14 protein-coding genes are annotated in these 17580 nt (G+C 43.9%); all 14 read left to right on the top strand.

The window, feature by feature from the left end; translation table 11 throughout:
* Positions 1-6 precede the first annotated feature (6 nt).
* Complete coding sequence (locus tag H7968_RS07110) at positions 7-1248, top strand: M16 family metallopeptidase (RefSeq protein ID WP_227395496.1); 1242 nt, start codon at positions 7-9, stop codon at positions 1246-1248.
* A gap of 469 nt (positions 1249-1717) precedes the next feature.
* Positions 1718-1999: a YlmC/YmxH family sporulation protein gene (locus H7968_RS07105; RefSeq protein ID WP_134371742.1), complete on the top strand. Its 282-nt coding sequence runs from the start codon at positions 1718-1720 to the stop codon at positions 1997-1999.
* An 18-nt stretch (positions 2000-2017) separates the two neighbouring features.
* Complete coding sequence (dpsA, locus tag H7968_RS07100) at positions 2018-2905, top strand: dipicolinate synthase subunit DpsA (protein ID WP_227395495.1); 888 nt, start codon at positions 2018-2020, stop codon at positions 2903-2905.
* A gap of 3 nt (positions 2906-2908) precedes the next feature.
* Positions 2909-3508, top strand: a complete 600-nt coding sequence (locus H7968_RS07095; RefSeq protein WP_227395494.1) for a dipicolinate synthase subunit B — start codon at positions 2909-2911, stop codon at positions 3506-3508.
* A gap of 99 nt (positions 3509-3607) precedes the next feature.
* Positions 3608-4651: an aspartate-semialdehyde dehydrogenase gene (locus H7968_RS07090; protein ID WP_227395493.1), complete on the top strand. Its 1044-nt coding sequence runs from the start codon at positions 3608-3610 to the stop codon at positions 4649-4651.
* Positions 4652-4679: 28 nt separating this feature from the next.
* Positions 4680-5870, top strand: a complete 1191-nt coding sequence (locus tag H7968_RS07085; RefSeq protein WP_227395492.1) for an aspartate kinase — start codon at positions 4680-4682, stop codon at positions 5868-5870.
* Positions 5871-5932: 62 nt separating this feature from the next.
* Positions 5933-6808 (top strand): 4-hydroxy-tetrahydrodipicolinate synthase, encoded by an 876-nt coding sequence (gene dapA, locus H7968_RS07080; protein ID WP_227395491.1) that lies wholly within the window; start codon positions 5933-5935, stop codon positions 6806-6808.
* Between the two features lie 428 nt (positions 6809-7236).
* Positions 7237-8904, top strand: coding sequence for a ribonuclease J (locus H7968_RS07075; RefSeq protein WP_227395490.1), 1668 nt, complete (start codon positions 7237-7239; stop codon positions 8902-8904).
* 234 nt (positions 8905-9138) lie between these two features.
* A complete protein-coding gene (locus H7968_RS07070) occupies positions 9139-11496 on the top strand; it encodes an FtsK/SpoIIIE family DNA translocase (protein WP_227395489.1) in 2358 nt (785 codons plus the stop codon).
* A gap of 435 nt (positions 11497-11931) precedes the next feature.
* Positions 11932-12657 carry a GntR family transcriptional regulator gene (locus H7968_RS07065; RefSeq protein ID WP_227395488.1) on the top strand — a complete coding sequence of 242 codons (726 nt, stop codon included), beginning with the start codon at positions 11932-11934 and terminating at the stop codon, positions 12655-12657.
* Between the two features lie 53 nt (positions 12658-12710).
* Positions 12711-13787 carry a BMP family lipoprotein gene (locus H7968_RS07060; RefSeq protein WP_227395487.1) on the top strand — a complete coding sequence of 359 codons (1077 nt, stop codon included), beginning with the start codon at positions 12711-12713 and terminating at the stop codon, positions 13785-13787.
* Positions 13788-13968: 181 nt separating this feature from the next.
* Positions 13969-15492 (top strand): ABC transporter ATP-binding protein, encoded by a 1524-nt coding sequence (locus tag H7968_RS07055; RefSeq protein ID WP_227395486.1) that lies wholly within the window; start codon positions 13969-13971, stop codon positions 15490-15492.
* Position 15493: 1 nt separating this feature from the next.
* Positions 15494-16546, top strand: coding sequence for an ABC transporter permease (locus H7968_RS07050; RefSeq protein ID WP_227395485.1), 1053 nt, complete (start codon positions 15494-15496; stop codon positions 16544-16546).
* Positions 16547-17503, top strand: a complete 957-nt coding sequence (locus H7968_RS07045) for an ABC transporter permease (protein WP_227395484.1) — start codon at positions 16547-16549, stop codon at positions 17501-17503.
* Positions 17504-17580 lie beyond the last annotated feature (77 nt).

Below are 17580 nucleotides of genomic sequence, written 5' to 3'. Positions count from 1 at the left end.
TTTAATATGATTACTCGTCACACGTGTAAAAATGGTTTGCGTGTGGTTTTTGAACAGATCCCGACCGTCCGCTCGGCAGCGGTAGGTGTCTGGATCGGTACAGGATCGCGTCATGAAAATGAACACAATAATGGGGTGTCCCATTTCCTTGAGCATATGCTTTTTAAAGGAACAAAAGAAAGATCTGCAAGAAAGATCGCAGAAGAATTTGACCGTATCGGCGGGCACGTGAACGCCTTTACTTCTAAAGAGTACACGTGCTATTACGCCAAAGTGCTCGACAATCATGCAGAGCACGCGCTTGAAGTGCTCGGGGATATGTTTTTCAATTCAGTCTTCGACCCGGCTGAACTTGAAAAAGAAAAAAACGTTGTACTTGAAGAAATCAAGATGTATGAAGATACGCCTGATGATATCGTCCATGACCTCCTTGGTGAAGCCGTATATGGAAACCATCCGCTTGGCTACCCTATTTTAGGAACGGAACAGACGATCCGCTCATTCAGTCAGGACAGCCTGAAACAATATGTATACGAAATGTACCGTCCTGAGGATGTGGTCATTTCTGTTGCAGGAAATGTGGATCCTTCATTTATTCAAAAGGTCGAGGCTTTGTTTGGTGATTACGAGTCAAATGGACAAAAAAGAATGGAACCGTTAAAACCTTCATTTCATTATGAACAGCTATCAAAGAAAAAAGAAACAGAACAGGCTCACCTTTGTTTCGGCTTTGAAGGGCTCCCAATTGGACACGAGGATACGTACAGCCTGATCATCATGAACAATGTTCTTGGTGGCAGCATGTCTTCCCGTCTTTTTCAGGATGTCAGAGAGGATAAAGGACTTGCTTATTCTGTATTCTCATACCACTCTGCCCACAAGGATAATGGCCTTCTAACCATTTATGCAGGTACGGGCGCAGAGCAGTTGGATGAGTTATTTTCAACCGTAAAAACGACACTCGATTCATTTAAAAAGAACGGCATGACAGAGCAGGAGCTTTCTTTTTCAAAAGAACAATTGAAAGGAAACCTGATGCTTGGGCTTGAAAGCACCAATGCCAGAATGAGCAGAAACGGCAAAAACGAACTTATGCTGGGTCGTCACCGTTCAATGGACGAGTTAATTACCAGAATCGATGAAGTCACACTCGATTCCGTTAACCGCATCACACAGCAGGTCCTAACAGATCGCCATGCAACATCCATCATTTCACCAAAAGAAGTAAAACCATACCAGCACGCTTAACAACATGATACATTTATAAAAAGTAAATGTTGATTTTTAACCTTAGGGTCTGTGGCACCCGAAGACTCCTGTGGAGGTGAACCCCTTGTGCGGAGCACAAGGGGTTCACCTCCCGGCCACCGAAAAGTGGAGGCGGGCGTTTAGGGACGTACAAACTGGACTGGCCTCGACGAAGATAAAGGAAACACGGTGAACGAAGTGAACCGACGTTGACTTATCGAACGAGAGGACGGGAAGTTTGCTAGTCCCTGCCCGCCGGAGCTAGACATAGGAAAGCGGAGGATGAGTTCCGACCCGGCTTTTTAGACAAATATTTTAAACCCGAGAGTAGCTGTATCAAAGCGACTTTCGGGTTTTTTATATTTTCTTAAGAACTTAAAAAGATGATTATAATAATATTATGTAAACAAAAGACATGAAATCATCCCCAAAACCATAAACTCCAGTATACACAAAAGGAGGTTTTCATATGAGACTGAGTGAGCTGTACAGAAAAGAAATCATCCATATTAACCGGGCAGAAAGAATGGGGGTACTCGGGAATGCCGACCTGGAATTTAACCAGACAACCGGACAAATTGAAAAGATGCTGATCCCTGCAGCAAAAATGAACCCATTTTCAAGAGTAAAGGAAGAATATTTCATTCCGTGGAACGATATCACCTCTGTCGGAAAGGAAATGATCTTAATTCAGGAACATGAATCACAGTTAAAAGAGAACATACATAAAATACCTGAGAAAGAAGAATAGTGAAATGAGTGAGCTGGAATGGCAGATGAAAAACACGGGTCAGTAATAAACATCGCCGTTATCGGTGGAGATGCAAGACAGAAAATTATCGCACAGACATTATGCCAGAAGGGTTTTCATTTATATTTAGCGGGTTTTGATTTACTGGCACTGTCTGAACCGGGGTATACAAAATGCACGCTTGATGAACTTCCTTTACACATGCTTGATGCGATGATCTTTCCGGTAAGCGGGGTTATGTCAAACGGTGAAGTCCGGTCATCCTTTTCAAAGCACAACATTATCCTGTCTGATGAAAATATGGAGAGAGTAAAAAGAGACTGTCTCTTGTTTTCGGGCATCCGGACAGAGTGGCTCGAAAAGCAGCAGCATGAGACAGTCTATATGATGGAGGAAGACGAAGTAGCCATATTGAACTCCATCCCAACGGCAGAAGGGGTGTTGTGGCTGCTGATCCAGCATACTGAAAAAACCATCCATCAGTCACGGATCCTCATTTCAGGGTTTGGCAGAACGGGCATGACCATCGCAAGGATGCTGAAGGCGCTGGGGGCTCACGTCTATGGTACGTCCATTTCAAAAGCTGAAAATGCCAGAATGGTTGAGATGGGTATTGAAGTGATTCCCTTTCCTTTGTGCCGGCATCATCTATCTCATATAGAGACGTGGATCAATACGATACCTTCAGACGGCATACTTACGATGGACACCTTATCCTGGCTTGAGCCAAAATCAACGATTATTGAATTGGCTTCAAACCCATGCCCTGAGCAGAAAAAGAACGCTGAGATGCTCGGATTAAATTATATTGAAGCGCCGAGTCTGCCGGGTATGGTAGCGCCGAAAACCGCAGGCACCATTCTTGCGGATGCAATCACGGGCAAATTAAAGACGGATGGAGTGTGAAGTATGCTACACGGAAAACGAATCGGCTTTGGTCTCACAGGTTCCCATTGTACGTATCATGCGGTATTGCCTGAAATTAAAAAGTTGAGGGCTCTGGGTGCCGAGGTGTACCCGGTTGTCAGTTATACGGTACAAAAAACCGATACACGATTTGGAGAAGGCGAGTCGTGGCTGAAGGTTATTGAAGAGGCTGCGGGAAGAAAATGTGTCTGTACGATTCCGGAAGCTGAACCGTTCGGCCCGGTTACACCGCTTGACTGTATGGTCATTGCCCCTCTGACAGGGAATTCACTGTCCAAACTTGCCAATGCACTGACCGATTCACCTGTGCTGATGGCTGCAAAAGCAACGATGCGTAATACAAAACCTGTTGTCGTTGCCATCTCAACAAATGACGGTTTAGGATTAAACGGTGTAAATATTATGAAGCTGATGGCTGCTAAAAATGTATACTTTGTTCCATTCAGTCAGGATGATCCGATCTCGAAACCAAATTCACTTGTTGCACATATGAGTGACATTCAATCAACGGTAGAGGCAGCGATTCTTGGAAAACAAATACAGCCTGTATTAACAATGGCGAATTTAAATAAAAGAGATTGAGAATTGAAAGAGAAAAATGATACAATGTCATGTATGAAAACACATTAGTGCTTTATCTGTCTAACGCATCACAGGATAATAGCAGAAAGGAGCTTTTTCGTGAAAGGTAACGGATATCATGTAGCAGTAGTCGGAGCAACTGGTGCAGTAGGTACACAGATGCTATCAATATTAGAGCAACGTCAATTTCCGGTTGAGAAATTAACTTTGCTATCCTCAGCAAGATCTGCAGGTCAAAAGCTTCTTTTTAATGGAGCAGAAGTCACAGTTGAAGAAGCAGCACCCGAGAAATTTGAAGGGGTGGATATCGCATTATTTTCAGCAGGCGGAAGTGTGTCGAAGGCATTGGCACCTGAAGCAGCAAAACGCGGTGCCATTGTGATTGATAATACGAGTGCATTCCGGATGGATCCGGAAGTACCGCTTGTTGTTCCGGAAGTCAATGAGTCAGATTTACATCAGCATAAAGGTATTATTGCCAACCCGAACTGTTCTACGATTCAGATGGTTGTAGCACTTGAGCCGATCAGACAGGCGTATGGACTGAGCAAAGTATTGGTTTCAACTTATCAGGCCGTTTCAGGTGCAGGCGTGCAGGCAATTACCGAAATGAACGAACAGTCACAGGCAATTTTGAATGGTGAAGAAGTGAAGGCTTCTGTGCTTCCGGTTAAAGGAGCGGATCGTCATTATCAGATCGCATTTAATGCGGTACCTCAAATTGATGTATTCGATACGAATGGATACACCTATGAAGAAATGAAAATGATCAATGAAACCAAGAAAATTATGCATATGCAGGAACTCAAAGTTTCAGCTACCTGCGTCAGACTTCCTGTAGAAAATGGTCATTCAGAGTCTGTTTATATTGAAGTAAATGAAAGCGGCAAAAATGTCGCAGATCTGCATGAGCTCTTAGAAACAGCACCTGGTGTAGTTCTCCAGGATCGCCCTGATGAACAGCTTTACCCGATGCCAAGTACAGCTGCAGGAAAGCTTGACGTATTCGTAGGTCGCGTACGTAAGGACCCGGATGAGGATAACGGTTTCCATATGTGGATTGTCTCTGACAATCTATTAAAGGGAGCGGCGTGGAATTCTGTACAAATTGCTGAAAGCTTAATCAAACTAAAACTCGTCTAAGTCCCACGCTGCAGAGAGGGGCAGCAGCTTGACAATCATTGTACAGAAATTTGGCGGTACCTCACTCACTACAGCGGAAAAAAGAAATTCAGCCGCTAGACAGGTCGAAAAGGCAGTAAAGAGTGGAAAGAAAGTAGTCGCGGTCGTCTCTGCAATGGGAAGGCTGGGCGATCCGTATGCGACAGATTCACTGCTTTCCCTTATTGACAGTCCCGATAGTCTGCCTGATCAGCATCAGGCACTCCTGCTTTCATGCGGGGAGACGATCTCAGCGGCTGTTTTTTCCTCAGTGCTGCATCAGATTGGGTTGAAGGCGTCTGTTATTACGGGCAGGGAAGCGGGAATTCATACTGACAGGGTGTTGAATGCCTCGATTTCAAAAGTAAATCCTGAACCAATTCTAAAGGAATTTGCGTCTTCTCAAGTAGTGGTATTAACCGGTTTTCAAGGCATGTCTCCATTTGGGGAGGTTTCAACCCTTGGCAGAGGAGGCAGCGATGCAACAGCATGTGCGATTGCAGCAGCCCTTGAAGCAGAGGCATGCCAGTTGTTTACAGATGTTGAAGGGATTATGAGCGGTGATCCGTCGGTCATCTACAATACATCTATTGTTGACAGGATCTCTTATGATGAAGCCTGTCATATTGCTTATCAGGGTGCCAAAGTGATTCATCCGAAGGCCATTGAATGGGCCAGATCGAACAAGGTTCCATTATGGACAGGTGCATTGGATGGGAAGAGCGGAACGTGGATTACAGAACGTCATCAAAATGGTGGCCCGATTCAATCCGTGACAGCTGTCAATCACCTTGTTCAGGTCATTGTTAATTCACAGGATTGTGATCGTGTGTTCACGAGGGTTGCCCAGGCGGAGATCAGTATCGATTTAATTTCCATTCAGCCTAACGAAGTCAAGTTTACCGTGGATAAATCGGATGCTGTTAAATTAAAAGAGATTCTGCTGCGTGCAGGTTTTCCATACACGTTTAAAGAAAATGTATCAAAAATTGCGCTGATAGGTGAAAGGATGGCCGGAAAGCCCGGGATTACGTCATCCATCGTCAGTCTTTTAACAAAGCATGATATTAAGATCTGGCAGACAGCAGACAGTCATATGACGTTTTGGATTCTGACTGATCAGCATTCATCTGCCGCAGCTCAGCAGCTATTGCATTATTTTTTTATTGAATCAGGTGCAGAAGATGTATCTAATGCATAAAACGTCAGTCAGGTCTGCGGGCCTGTCCTGATGGTAAGGAATGAAAAACAGGAGTGAATACAATGAATTTTGGGCGAGTCTCAACAGCAATGACTACACCTTTTGATGAGCATAACAAGGTCGATTACGGCCGTGTCGAACAGCTTGTCAACTATTTAATTGATCACGGGTCAGACTCGTTGGTTGTGGCCGGAACGACTGGTGAATCTCCAACGCTGACCTTCGATGAAAAAGTGGAACTGTTCAAGTTCGTCGTAAAAACAGCTGATAAAAGGGTGCCTGTGATCGCAGGAACCGGAAGTAATACGACTGAAGGAACCATCGCCCTGTCAAAAGCAGCAAGAGATGCAGGAGCAGATGCCTTGATGCTGGTGGCACCTTATTATAATAAACCAAGTCAGGAAGGGCTTTACCGTCACTTTGAAGCCGTCACTAAAGAAGTCAGTCTTCCGGTTATGATCTATAACATCCCGGGACGTTCGGCTGTCAATATTGAGGCGGATACGATTATTCGCCTTTCTAAACTGCCGACTGTTGTTGCGGTAAAAGAAGCAAGCGGTGATCTGGATCAGATGACGGAAATCATTGCCGGTACAGATGATGATTTTCTTGTATACAGTGGTGATGACGGCCTGACACTTCCCGTTTTATCCGTTGGCGGTTACGGGGTTGTATCCGTTACCTCACATGTGGCGGGAGTGGAAATGCAGGAGATGATCGCTGATTTTCTAAAGGGTGACCTGAAAAAGGCGGCTGCCACGCACCAGCGGCTGCTTCCTTTGACAAGAGCTCTTTTCGCTCAGCCGAGTCCTGCTCCGGTCAAAGAAGCATTGAACCGACAGGGAATTCTTTGCGGTGGCGTACGCCTCCCGCTTGTTGTCTTAAATGACAGCGAGAAAAACTCCCTCTATGAAGCGCTCGATCAGTTCAGTAAATAAGCATGAGAATGCCTTTTTTCAGGTTGTCGAATATCTAAATCGTGCCAGGTGATTCCTTCGCTTTTCGCGGCCGCGCGGTGAGCCAGCTAATGCTTTGCATTACGCTGTCTCACCTGTCGCTCCTCTGCCGCAGAAGTCTACGGAATCACCTGGCACTTTTCATGGGTAATCCTTGCGATTGTGACTTTTCAAAGACGTGAAAAAAGTCTTCTTCGTTTATGAAGGAGGCTTTTTCTGTTTGAACAATGATCGGTTATGTTGTTAAAATCTTCTCTGAACAATCAGAATATGTATAGCAGGTTATATAAAATATGCTCATTCCATCCAGTATATTCATGATAAATACATGTACAGGCTGACTATTCTCAAGTATAATGAATTCAGCTGCTTAAATGGGAACGGAATTATATATATAGGAGGAAACAGGTTTGTCTAAAGTAACCAATGAAAAAATAAAGATCATTCCACTCGGAGGAGTTGGAGAGATCGGTAAAAACATGTACGTGATTGAAGTGGATGACGACATGTTTATTATTGATTCAGGGCTGATGTTCCCTGAGGATGAAATGTTCGGAATTGATATTGTCATTCCAGATTTTAATTATATTGAAGCAAATAAAGAGCGGGTAAAGGCTATCTTTTTAACACATGGTCATGATGATTCAATCGGATCGCTACCTTATCTTCTTGAAAAAATAAAAGTGCCTGTATACGGTTCAAAGCTGACAGTAGCACTTGCTAAAGCCGGATTAAAAGAATACGGCTTTAAAGAACGTGTTAAATTTTATACCGTCCATGAAAAGAGCAATATGAAATTCGATTCTGTGAATGTAACGTTTTTCCAAACGACACACAGTATCCCGGATTCACTTGGTATAGCGATACATACGTCTGAAGGGGCGATTGTTCATACAGGTGAATTTAAGTTTGATCAGTCTGCCAGAGGCGGATATGCATCAAACATCGGAAAAATGGCCAAGCTTGGTGAAAAAGGTGTGTTTGCGCTTTTATCAGATAGTACAGAAGCGGAGCGGCCAGGTCATACAACGTCAGAGTCAGTCGTTGAAAATCAGATTCAGACAAGCTTTAGAAAAGCAAAAGGTCGGGTGATTGTGACGTGTTACGCATCCAATCTGATCCGGATCCAGCAGGTTTTTGATGTGGCAAACCGAACAGGACGTAAAGTGGCTGTGATCGGAGAAGCTGTTGAAAGAGTTGTAAACGTGGCTTCAAGACTTGAATATCTGACGTATGAAGAAGATACACGTATTCAGCCTGATGAAATCAGCCAGTATCAGGATGATGAAATCGTGATTATCCTCTCCGGGACCCATGATGAGCCATTTAAAGTGATGGAGAGCATGGCGAATCAGGCACATGACTATGTCAATATCCAGGAAGGTGATACCGTTCTCATTACATTTACACCTTCACCTGGCATGGAAGTATACTTATACCGTTCAGTTAATGAGATGACCAAGGCGGGTGCCACTGTTTTGACGGCAAGTAAAAATGTACATGTTTCAGGACATGGCAGTCAGGAAGATCTGAAGATGATGATCAATCTGATGAAGCCGCGTTATTTCATTCCAATTCAGGGTGAATACCGCCATCTGATTACACATGCAAGGCTTGCAGAGGAGATGGGCATTCTGCGCTCCAACATTTTTATTGCTGATAAAGGTGATATCGTTGAATACGCAGCAGGAAAAATGAAAATGAGCGGCCGCGTGCAGACAGGAAATATCCTGATCGATGGAAAAGGTGTAGGTGACGTCGGAAACATCGTACTTCGTGACCGCAGACTGCTTTCCCAGGATGGTGTCCTGCTCGTTGTTGTTACATTAAACCGTAAAAATAAATCCATTGCAGCTGGTCCTGAAGTCATTTCCCGTGGATTTGTATACGTACGGGAGTCTGAAAAGCTGATGGAGGAGTCTGTATCCGTCGTAAGAAATATTGTGGAGAAAAATGTTGAGAACAGAACATTTGACTGGTCAGGCATTAAACAGGAAATCCGTGATTCGCTCAATCACCTGCTCTACACAAAAACAAAAAGACGACCAATGATTTTACCAATTATCATGGAAGTATAAATAACAGCTTTTTCAAGCCGGATGTCAGCAGTCAAAATGCGGTCCGGCTTGTATTGAGTTTTCATAGCATTATGCCTGTTGTGAAATAAGTAAGCACGCAATGAACGCATAAACCGGTCTGGATTAAACCATGTTTCTGCGGTTCTCGCGATAATGAAAAAGAGTCTGGAACACCTCCAATCAGAGTGTCGTCCCAGCCTCTTTATTTGTTCAATCTGAAAGAAGGTGGATTGTATGCCGGCAGCTAAAAAAAGAACGGCGGCAAAAAAAACGACAAGAAAAAAGAAAAAGGCCGGACAAAAATTCACGGCTCCTCTGACGTATGAATTAACAGGAATCGTCCTGATCACGCTATCCATCATGTCGATTTTTCGGTATGGCATTGTGGGGAACTGGCTGACGATTGCTTTCACTTATCTGCTTGGTAATTTTCAGCTGATTGTTCCGGTTTCAATCATCGTTTTAGGTGTATACCTGATGATTTACCGTAAAACCCCGCCAGTTTTACATAAGAGGCTGACAGGTGCGCTATTGATCCTGTTAAGTATCTTCCTGTTTAGTCATGTTCTGATGTTTGATCAGCGGGCTGCAGACGGTCTCTTAACGAGCAGAAGTGCCCTCATTCAGACCCATGAAGTGTTAACGAGTGACTTTACGATGAATCCTGGTGCCGGTATGTTTGGTGCACTGCTATACTCTGTTTTCAACCTGTTATTTGCATCAGCCGGTTCCAAGGTAGCTGCGATCGCCATGTTTTTGATCGGTGCGATTATGCTGTCTGGAAAATCGGTTGGTGAAGTGGTGAAAATGGCTATGCGATGGGTATATGACCAAATCAATGAAATGAAAAACCAGGCTGGTGAACAGTGGAAGGAAAGAAAAGAAGAAAAGAAAAAACAGCGTAAAGAAGAACAAATTGCGCGGAGAAGCGGGAAAAAACCCGCTGAACCATCTAAGGTTGAGGATCATCCCCTTGACCAGCAGGATGAAGAGAGATCCTTTGAGCCGCTTATTTCAAGTTTTGCTGAGAAAGCCTCGATACAGGCAGTACCTGAAAAGAAACCGGAACCGGTTAAAAAGCTTGAGCCAGAGGCAGAAGCTGTGGGTGAAGGGGAAGAACCGGACTTCGACGTTGTGTCCGGAGGTGTGGCAGCTGTTGAAAATAAAGAATACGTTCTCCCTTCCATTGATTTGTTGTCACTGCCTCCGCATGCGGACCAGAGCAGTGAATATAAAGCGATACAGAAAAATGCCTCCAAGCTTGAAAAAACGTTTCAAAGCTTTGGCGTGAGAGCAAAGGTAACGCAGGTTCACCTGGGCCCCGCAGTAACAAAATATGAGGTTCACCCGGATACAGGCGTAAAGGTCAGCAAAATTGTTAATCTGAGTGACGACCTGGCACTTGCACTCGCTGCAAAGGATATCCGGATTGAAGCACCCATTCCCGGTAAGTCAGCAATCGGAATTGAAGTGCCGAATTCAGAGGTAGCAATGGTTTCACTTAGAGAAGTTCTGGAAGCGCAAAAAAAGGAAAAAGAAAATGCCAAGCTGCTGATCGGCCTTGGAAGAGACATCACCGGGGAGGCAGTGGCGGCTGAATTAAATAAAATGCCCCACCTCCTCGTGGCAGGGGCTACAGGCAGCGGGAAAAGTGTATGTATTAACGGAATTATCGTATCCATTCTCATGCGTACAAAACCGCATGAAGTTAAACTCATGATGATCGATCCGAAAATGGTAGAGCTGAATGTCTATAACGGCGTACCGCATTTGCTCGCACCGGTTGTCACGGATGCGAGGAAAGCTTCTCAGGCCTTAAAGAAAGTAGTCAGTGAAATGGAACGCAGATATGATCTGTTTTCCCATACAGGGACAAGAAACATTGAAGGATACAATGAACACATAAGAAAACATAATGATTCACAGGACGCAAAGCAGCCTCAGCTGCCATACATCGTCGTGATCGTAGACGAACTTGCAGATTTAATGATGGTTGCATCCAATGATGTGGAGGATTCCATTACAAGACTTGCGCAAATGGCCCGTGCGGCAGGTATTCATTTGATTATTGCCACACAAAGACCATCAGTTGATGTTATCACGGGAGTTATTAAAGCCAATATTCCATCAAGGATTGCCTTTGCAGTGTCATCCCAAATTGATTCAAGAACCATCCTTGATACGGGAGGCGCTGAAAAATTACTGGGCCGTGGAGATATGCTCTTTATGCCAATCGGCGCAAATAAGCCAGTCAGGGTACAGGGAGCCTTCCTTAGTGATGAAGAAGTAGAAACTGTTGTAAATGCAGTAATTGAACAGCAAAAGGCGCAGTATCAGGAAGAGATGATTCCGGATGAAGTGGAGGAAACCTCGACAGCTGATATAGAAGATGATCTGTTCGATGAAGCGGTTGATCTTGTCGTCGAAATGCAGACGGCCTCAGTATCCATGCTTCAAAGAAGATTCAGAGTAGGATACACGAGAGCAGCCAGACTTATTGACGCCATGGAGCAAAGAGGCATCGTCGGACCTTATGAGGGCAGTAAACCCCGAACAGTATTAAGATCCAAACAGGCTGAAGAACATCATTAAATCAATTTATTGGAAAGAGGACAACTCAGTGTAGAGTTGTCCTCTTTTTGGTGATAAAAGAACCAGGAAACACGAAGTGAAAAGATGTCAAATACTTACATAATACAGCGCAAAAAAATAATTTTAGTCATTTGATGTCTGACCTATATACAAGTTATCAACAATTAAGTTATACTATTGTTATCGCTTACAATCGTCAGACTTATGAAAATCTTATTTGAATAATGTTAATATTTGTCTTATGTAAAGGGATTCATTCACACTTATAACGACTTTCTGTAATATTAGTCATTTAATTGTAAATAGAATGAAAGATTTTTAGAGAAAACTCAATAATAGTATTCCTTTTCAAAAAGAAAAGTGTTATAGTATTTTCGATTAGTAGGAATGAAATACATCAGAGGTCTGATGTCGAAAGAGTTGGTGGTGTACCGTATGACTATTAAATCAGATAATCGTCATCTTTACCTTCAGGTGATAGACCGCCTGAAAAAAGATATCGATAAAGGCGTATATAAAGAAAAAGAACGCCTTCCATCAGAGTTTGAGCTTTCAAGGCAGCTCGGGATCAGCAGGGCAACGCTGAGAGAGGCACTGCGAATTCTGGAAGAGGAAAATCGAATTGTACGGCGCCATGGAGTAGGTACTTTTGTTAATTCCAAGCCTTTATTTTCATCCGGCATCGAACAGTTACACAGTGTGACCGATATGATTAAACAGGCCGGAATGGAACCGGGCACGGTTTTTCTCAGCTCTACAACACAGGGTCCGACTGACGAAGATCTTCTTCGTTTCTCCTGTACACCGGATGACGAAATGACAGTCATTGAGCGTGTTCGGACAGCCAATGGGGATCCCGTCGTGTATTGTGTGGACAAAGTACCATCTAATCTGATGCCAGCTTCATTCACGCATGAGGACCGTTCCATGTTTTCATTGCTAGAGGAGGACGGCGGTTTATACATATCGTATGCTGTTACGCATATTGAGCCCGCCGGATACAATGACAAAGTGTCGCCAATACTCGGGTGTGAGCCCGAAACTGCACTGCTTGTTTTGAAGCAGCTGCATTATGATGATAAAGATCAGCCGATTTTATATTCACTGAATTATTTCAAGGCTGACAGATTTAGCTTTCATGTAGTTCGTAAGCGTGTTTAATGCAATTTTGCATTCCTACTAATACACGAAAAAACCTTAGGGGGTAATTGAAAGTGAAAAAACGTAAATTTGGTATGGCTCTGTCTATGTTCCTGGCAGCAGGTACAGTATTGGCGGCTTGTGGAAGCGATGAAGCTGACACAGGAAACGAAGGCGGTAACGGCAGCGGTGGAGAAGCAGAAACAAGCGAATTCTCCGTTGCAATGGTAACAGATACTGGCGGTGTTGATGACAAATCATTTAACCAGTCGGCATGGGAAGGTCTTCAGGCTTTCGGTGCGGATAACGGACTTGAGGAAGGTACAGGTGGTTACACGTACTTCCAGTCAAATAATGACGCTGACTATGTAACAAATATGAATACTGCAGTTCGTAACGACTTTGATCTTGTATTTGGTGTAGGTTTCCTTTTAACTGAAGCGATTCAACAGGTTGCGGCTCAGCAGACTGATACAAACTTTGCGATCATTGACTCAGTAGCAGAAGGCGACAATGTTGCTTCGATCACGTTCAAAGAACATGAAGGATCATTCCTTGTAGGTGTTGCAGCTGGTCTTACGACTGAATCTAACAAAATCGGATTTGTCGGCGGAGTTGAATCTGACCTGATCAACAAATTCGCAGCTGGTTTTAAAGCTGGTGTTGAAGCTGTAAACCCTGATGCTGAAGTGACAATTGAATTCGCTGGAGACTTTAACAACGCATCCCGCGGTCAGCAAATGGCTGCAGCAATGTACGGTTCTGGCGTTGACGTAATCTATCACGCGGCAGGTGGAACAGGTAATGGAGTATTCACTGAAGCGAAAAACCTGAAAGAGCAGGATCCGGAACGTGCAGTTTGGGTAATCGGTGTTGACCGTGACCAGTATGAAGAAGGACAGGTTGGAGATTACAACGTTACACTTACTTCAATGGTTAAGCGTGTTGACGTTGCTGTTCAGGACGTTTCAAAGCGTGCGATGGAAGGTGACTTCCCGGGTGGAGAAATCATTGAGTACGGAATTCAGGAAGAAGGAATTGCGATTGCTGAATCACAGGACAACCTGACTCAGGAAATCCTTGACACAATTGCAGACTACCAGCAGCAGATCGTTGATGGTGAAATCGAAGTACCGTCAACACTTGAGTAAGACAAAAGCATAGGGGAATGGAGGGCTGCCTGAGTGCAGCCTGAAATTCCCCTTTTTTTATGCAAGAATGTTAACTGAATAAGGAGAATTTTCCCTTTATTCATTTAGCATTTTTCCAAATGTTCGGAGAGGTCGGACCTCATTCAACCTACCTCCCTTGATAAAGAAGGAGTGATAACGGATGGATTACGTAATTGAAATGTTGAACATCCGCAAAGAGTTCCCTGGCATTGTAGCAAATGATAACATCACGCTGCAGTTGAAGAAAGGCGAAATCCATGCGCTGCTGGGAGAAAACGGAGCAGGAAAATCTACACTGATGAACGTTCTTTTTGGACTCTACCAGCCCGAAAAAGGGGAAATTAAAGTTAAAGGTGAGCCGGTTAAAATCACGAGCCCGAATATTGCCAATGACCTTGGAATCGGAATGGTGCACCAGCACTTTATGCTTGTCGATACATTTACGGTAACGGAAAATATCGTACTTGGACTTGAACCTAAAAAAGGGTTAAACATTGATATGAAAAAGGCTGAAAGAGATGTTCAGGAAATTTCAGACCGCTATGGACTGAAAGTGGACCCGAAAGCCAAGATTGCTGATATTTCTGTCGGCATGCAGCAGCGTGTTGAGATCCTGAAAACACTTTACCGCGGAGCGGAAATGCTGATTTTTGATGAGCCTACTGCCGTTTTGACACCTCAGGAAATCAAAGAATTGACTCAGATTTTCCGTACACTGATCAAGGAAGGTAAATCTATCATCCTGATCACCCACAAACTGAAAGAGATTATTGAAGTTTGTGACCGCGTCACCGTTATCCGAAAAGGTGTAGGTATTGAAACACTTGATGTTGAGGGAACAACACCTACACAGCTGGCGAGCCTGATGGTTGGGCGTGAAGTGCTGTTTAAAACAGATAAAAAGGCTGCTGTACCGAAAGATACAGTGCTTGAAATTTCAAAGCTGAATGTTAAAGATTCACGTGGAGTGGATGCTGTCCGTAACCTTGATTTAACAGTGCGAAGCGGTGAGATTGTTGGAATCGCAGGTGTTGATGGTAACGGTCAGTCTGAACTGATTGAAGCCATTACAGGGCTGAAAAAGATTCAATCCGGATCAGTGAAGCTGAATGGAAAAGAAATTTCTAAATTGAAAACCCGTAAAATTACAGAAGCAGGGGTTGGACATATTCCTCAGGATCGTCATAAGCACGGTCTCGTTTTGGATTTCCCGATCGGCGATAATATGGTTCTTCAAACTTATTATTCCAAACCATACTCTAAATACAGTGTGTTAAATAATAAGGAAATTAACAAGCAGGCTAAAAAGCTGATTCAGGAGTTTGACGTTAGAACACCTTCTGAAACAACACCAGCCAGAGCTTTATCAGGAGGAAATCAGCAGAAGGCGATCATCGGGCGTGAAGTGGACAGAGATCCAGATCTGCTGATTGCAGCTCAGCCGACAAGGGGTCTAGATGTTGGGGCCATTGAGTTTATCCACAAACGTCTCATTGAACAGCGTGATAATGGTAAAGCTGTTCTGCTTATCTCTTTTGAACTTGAAGAAATCCTGAACGTGAGTGATCGTATTGCGGTTATCTATGAAGGAAATATTATCGCAATTGTTGATCCTAAAGAAACAACAGAGCAGGAACTTGGATTGCTAATGGCCGGCTCTAAAAAGAAAGAAGGTGCAGAATAGCATGTTCGAAGGTTTCAGTCGTTTTCAGAAAATACTAATCCCACTGATTTCCGTTATTCTCGGATTAATCGTTGGTGCCATTATCATGCTTGTATCCGGTTTTAATCCGATTCAGGGGTATGCTGCACTATTGAAAGGGTCACTTGGAGAAAGCTTTTATATCGGGGAAACCGTCCGTCAGATTACACCTTATATTTTTGCAGGTCTTGCCGTTGCTTTTGCGTTTCGTACAGGACTCTTTAATATCGGAGTTGAGGGCCAGCTGCTAGTTGGCTGGGTAGCTTCTGTATGGGTGGGTCTGGCATTTGACCTTCCTAAGGTGATTCATCTTCCTATGGCCATTCTTGCTGGTGCTTTAGCTGGTGCCTTGTGGGCATTTATTCCAGGTATTTTAAAAGCAAGATTGCGTGTTCATGAAGTAATTGTAACGATCATGATGAACTATATCGCGCTTCATTTCTGTAACTACCTGATCCGTTATGTTATTTCTGATGAGCAGAACACTACGGATCGTGTCCCTGAAACTGCATCTCTGAAATCACCGTTTTTTGAAACGTTAACGGAATTTTCAACTATGCACTATGGGATATTCCTTGCACTATTAGGTGTTATTATCTATTACATCGTACTTGAAAGAACAACAACCGGTTTTGAATTGCGTTCAGTAGGCTTTAACCAGAATGCATCAGAATATGCAGGTATGAATGTTAACAGAAATATTGTTCTTTCCATGCTGATCTCAGGTGCGTTTGCTGGTCTTGGTGGAGCGATGGAGGGGCTTGGAACGTTCGGATACGGCTTTATTCACGGCGCTTTCTCAGGTGTTGGATTTGACGGTATCGCAGTAGCCCTTCTTGGTGGAAACGTAGCGCTTGGTATTGTTTTTGCTGCTGCATTATTTGGCATCCTGAAGCAGGGGGCACTGATTATGCCGCTTGAATCGGGCGTTCCAACAGAGCTTGTCGAGATTGTAATCGCGATCATTATTTTCTTTGTCGCATCAAGTTACATTATTGCTTATTTACTCCAGCGCTTAAAAAAGGGGGCGAAATAAATGAGTTTCTTAACAGCACTTGATATTCTCGTTCAATCAATGCTGCTTGCATCTGCCCCGTTAATTTTTACAGCGCTTGGCGGAGTGTTCTCAGAACGTTCCGGAGTTGTTAATATCGGGTTGGAAGGGTTAATGGTGATTGGTGCTTTTTCAGCCGTTGTCTTTAACATTACATTTGCAGGCTCATTAGGTGACGCAACACCGTGGATTTCACTGCTTGTCGCGATGGCTGTCGGGGGAGTCTTTTCACTCATTCATGCCGTTGCTTCGATCTCATTCAGAGCAGACCACGTCGTAAGTGGTGTAGCAATTAACTTTTTAGCATTAGGTCTAGGTGTTTATTTAGTAAAAGACTGGTATGGTGCCGGGCAGACACCACAGATTCCGGAACCAATCCGCTATACCAATATTCCTTTATTATATGATATCCCGGTGATCGGGCCTATTTTCTTTGATAACTATATTACGTCATATGTGGCGATTTTCGTGGCGATTATAGCCTGGTATATCATTTTTAAAACACCGTTTGGACTGCGTCTGCGTTCAGTAGGTGAGCATCCGCTTGCAGCTGATACGATGGGGATTAACGTTTACAAAATGAGATATACAGCCGTTGTCATTTCAGGGGTTCTTGGTGGCCTTGGTGGTGGTGTATATGCACTGACGATTTCACAAATATTCAGCGCCGGTACGATTACCGGTCAGGGATTCATCGCCTTAGCAGCTGTTATCTTCGGTAAATGGCATCCACTTGGTGCAATGGGAGCAGCGATGTTCTTCGGGCTAGCTCAGAGTCTTGCGATTATTGGTTCAAGCTTCCCGCTTCTTGCCGATGTCCCTAACTGGGTCCTTCTTGCTGCACCTTACGCACTGACCATTCTTGCGCTTGCAGGATTTATCGGGCGCGCAGATGCACCAAAAGCAATTGGAACACCTTATATTAAAGGTAAACGATAAGAAAAAATGCAGGATGAGCGCTATGATCATCCTGTTTTTTTATATATTCATTCCTTTCCTGCTTGTTGCATGCAGCC

The sequence above is a fragment of the Jeotgalibacillus aurantiacus genome, from assembly GCF_020595125.1.
Lineage (GTDB): Bacteria > Bacillota > Bacilli > Bacillales > Jeotgalibacillaceae > Jeotgalibacillus > Jeotgalibacillus aurantiacus.
Note: the sequence above shows the minus strand (reverse complement) of the source record. Positions and strands in the feature narration are given on the sequence as shown.

Bases quoted from the DNA above. Each gene is read 5' to 3' on its own strand.
- H7968_RS07050 (WP_227395485.1), top strand. From the start codon at position 15,494: ATGTTCGAAGGTTTCAGTCGTTTTCAGAAAATACTAATCCCACTGATT.
- H7968_RS07055 (WP_227395486.1), top strand. From the start codon at position 13,969: ATGGATTACGTAATTGAAATGTTGAACATCCGCAAAGAGTTCCCTGGC.
- H7968_RS07105 (WP_134371742.1), top strand. From the start codon at position 1,718: ATGAGACTGAGTGAGCTGTACAGAAAAGAAATCATCCATATTAACCGG.
- H7968_RS07095 (WP_227395494.1), top strand. From the start codon at position 2,909: ATGCTACACGGAAAACGAATCGGCTTTGGTCTCACAGGTTCCCATTGT.
- H7968_RS07110 (WP_227395496.1), top strand. From the start codon at position 7: ATGATTACTCGTCACACGTGTAAAAATGGTTTGCGTGTGGTTTTTGAA.
- H7968_RS07065 (WP_227395488.1), top strand. From the start codon at position 11,932: ATGACTATTAAATCAGATAATCGTCATCTTTACCTTCAGGTGATAGAC.
- H7968_RS07070 (WP_227395489.1), top strand. From the start codon at position 9,139: ATGCCGGCAGCTAAAAAAAGAACGGCGGCAAAAAAAACGACAAGAAAA.
- dpsA (WP_227395495.1), top strand. From the start codon at position 2,018: ATGGCAGATGAAAAACACGGGTCAGTAATAAACATCGCCGTTATCGGT.
- dapA (WP_227395491.1), top strand. From the start codon at position 5,933: ATGAATTTTGGGCGAGTCTCAACAGCAATGACTACACCTTTTGATGAG.
- H7968_RS07045 (WP_227395484.1), top strand. From the start codon at position 16,547: ATGAGTTTCTTAACAGCACTTGATATTCTCGTTCAATCAATGCTGCTT.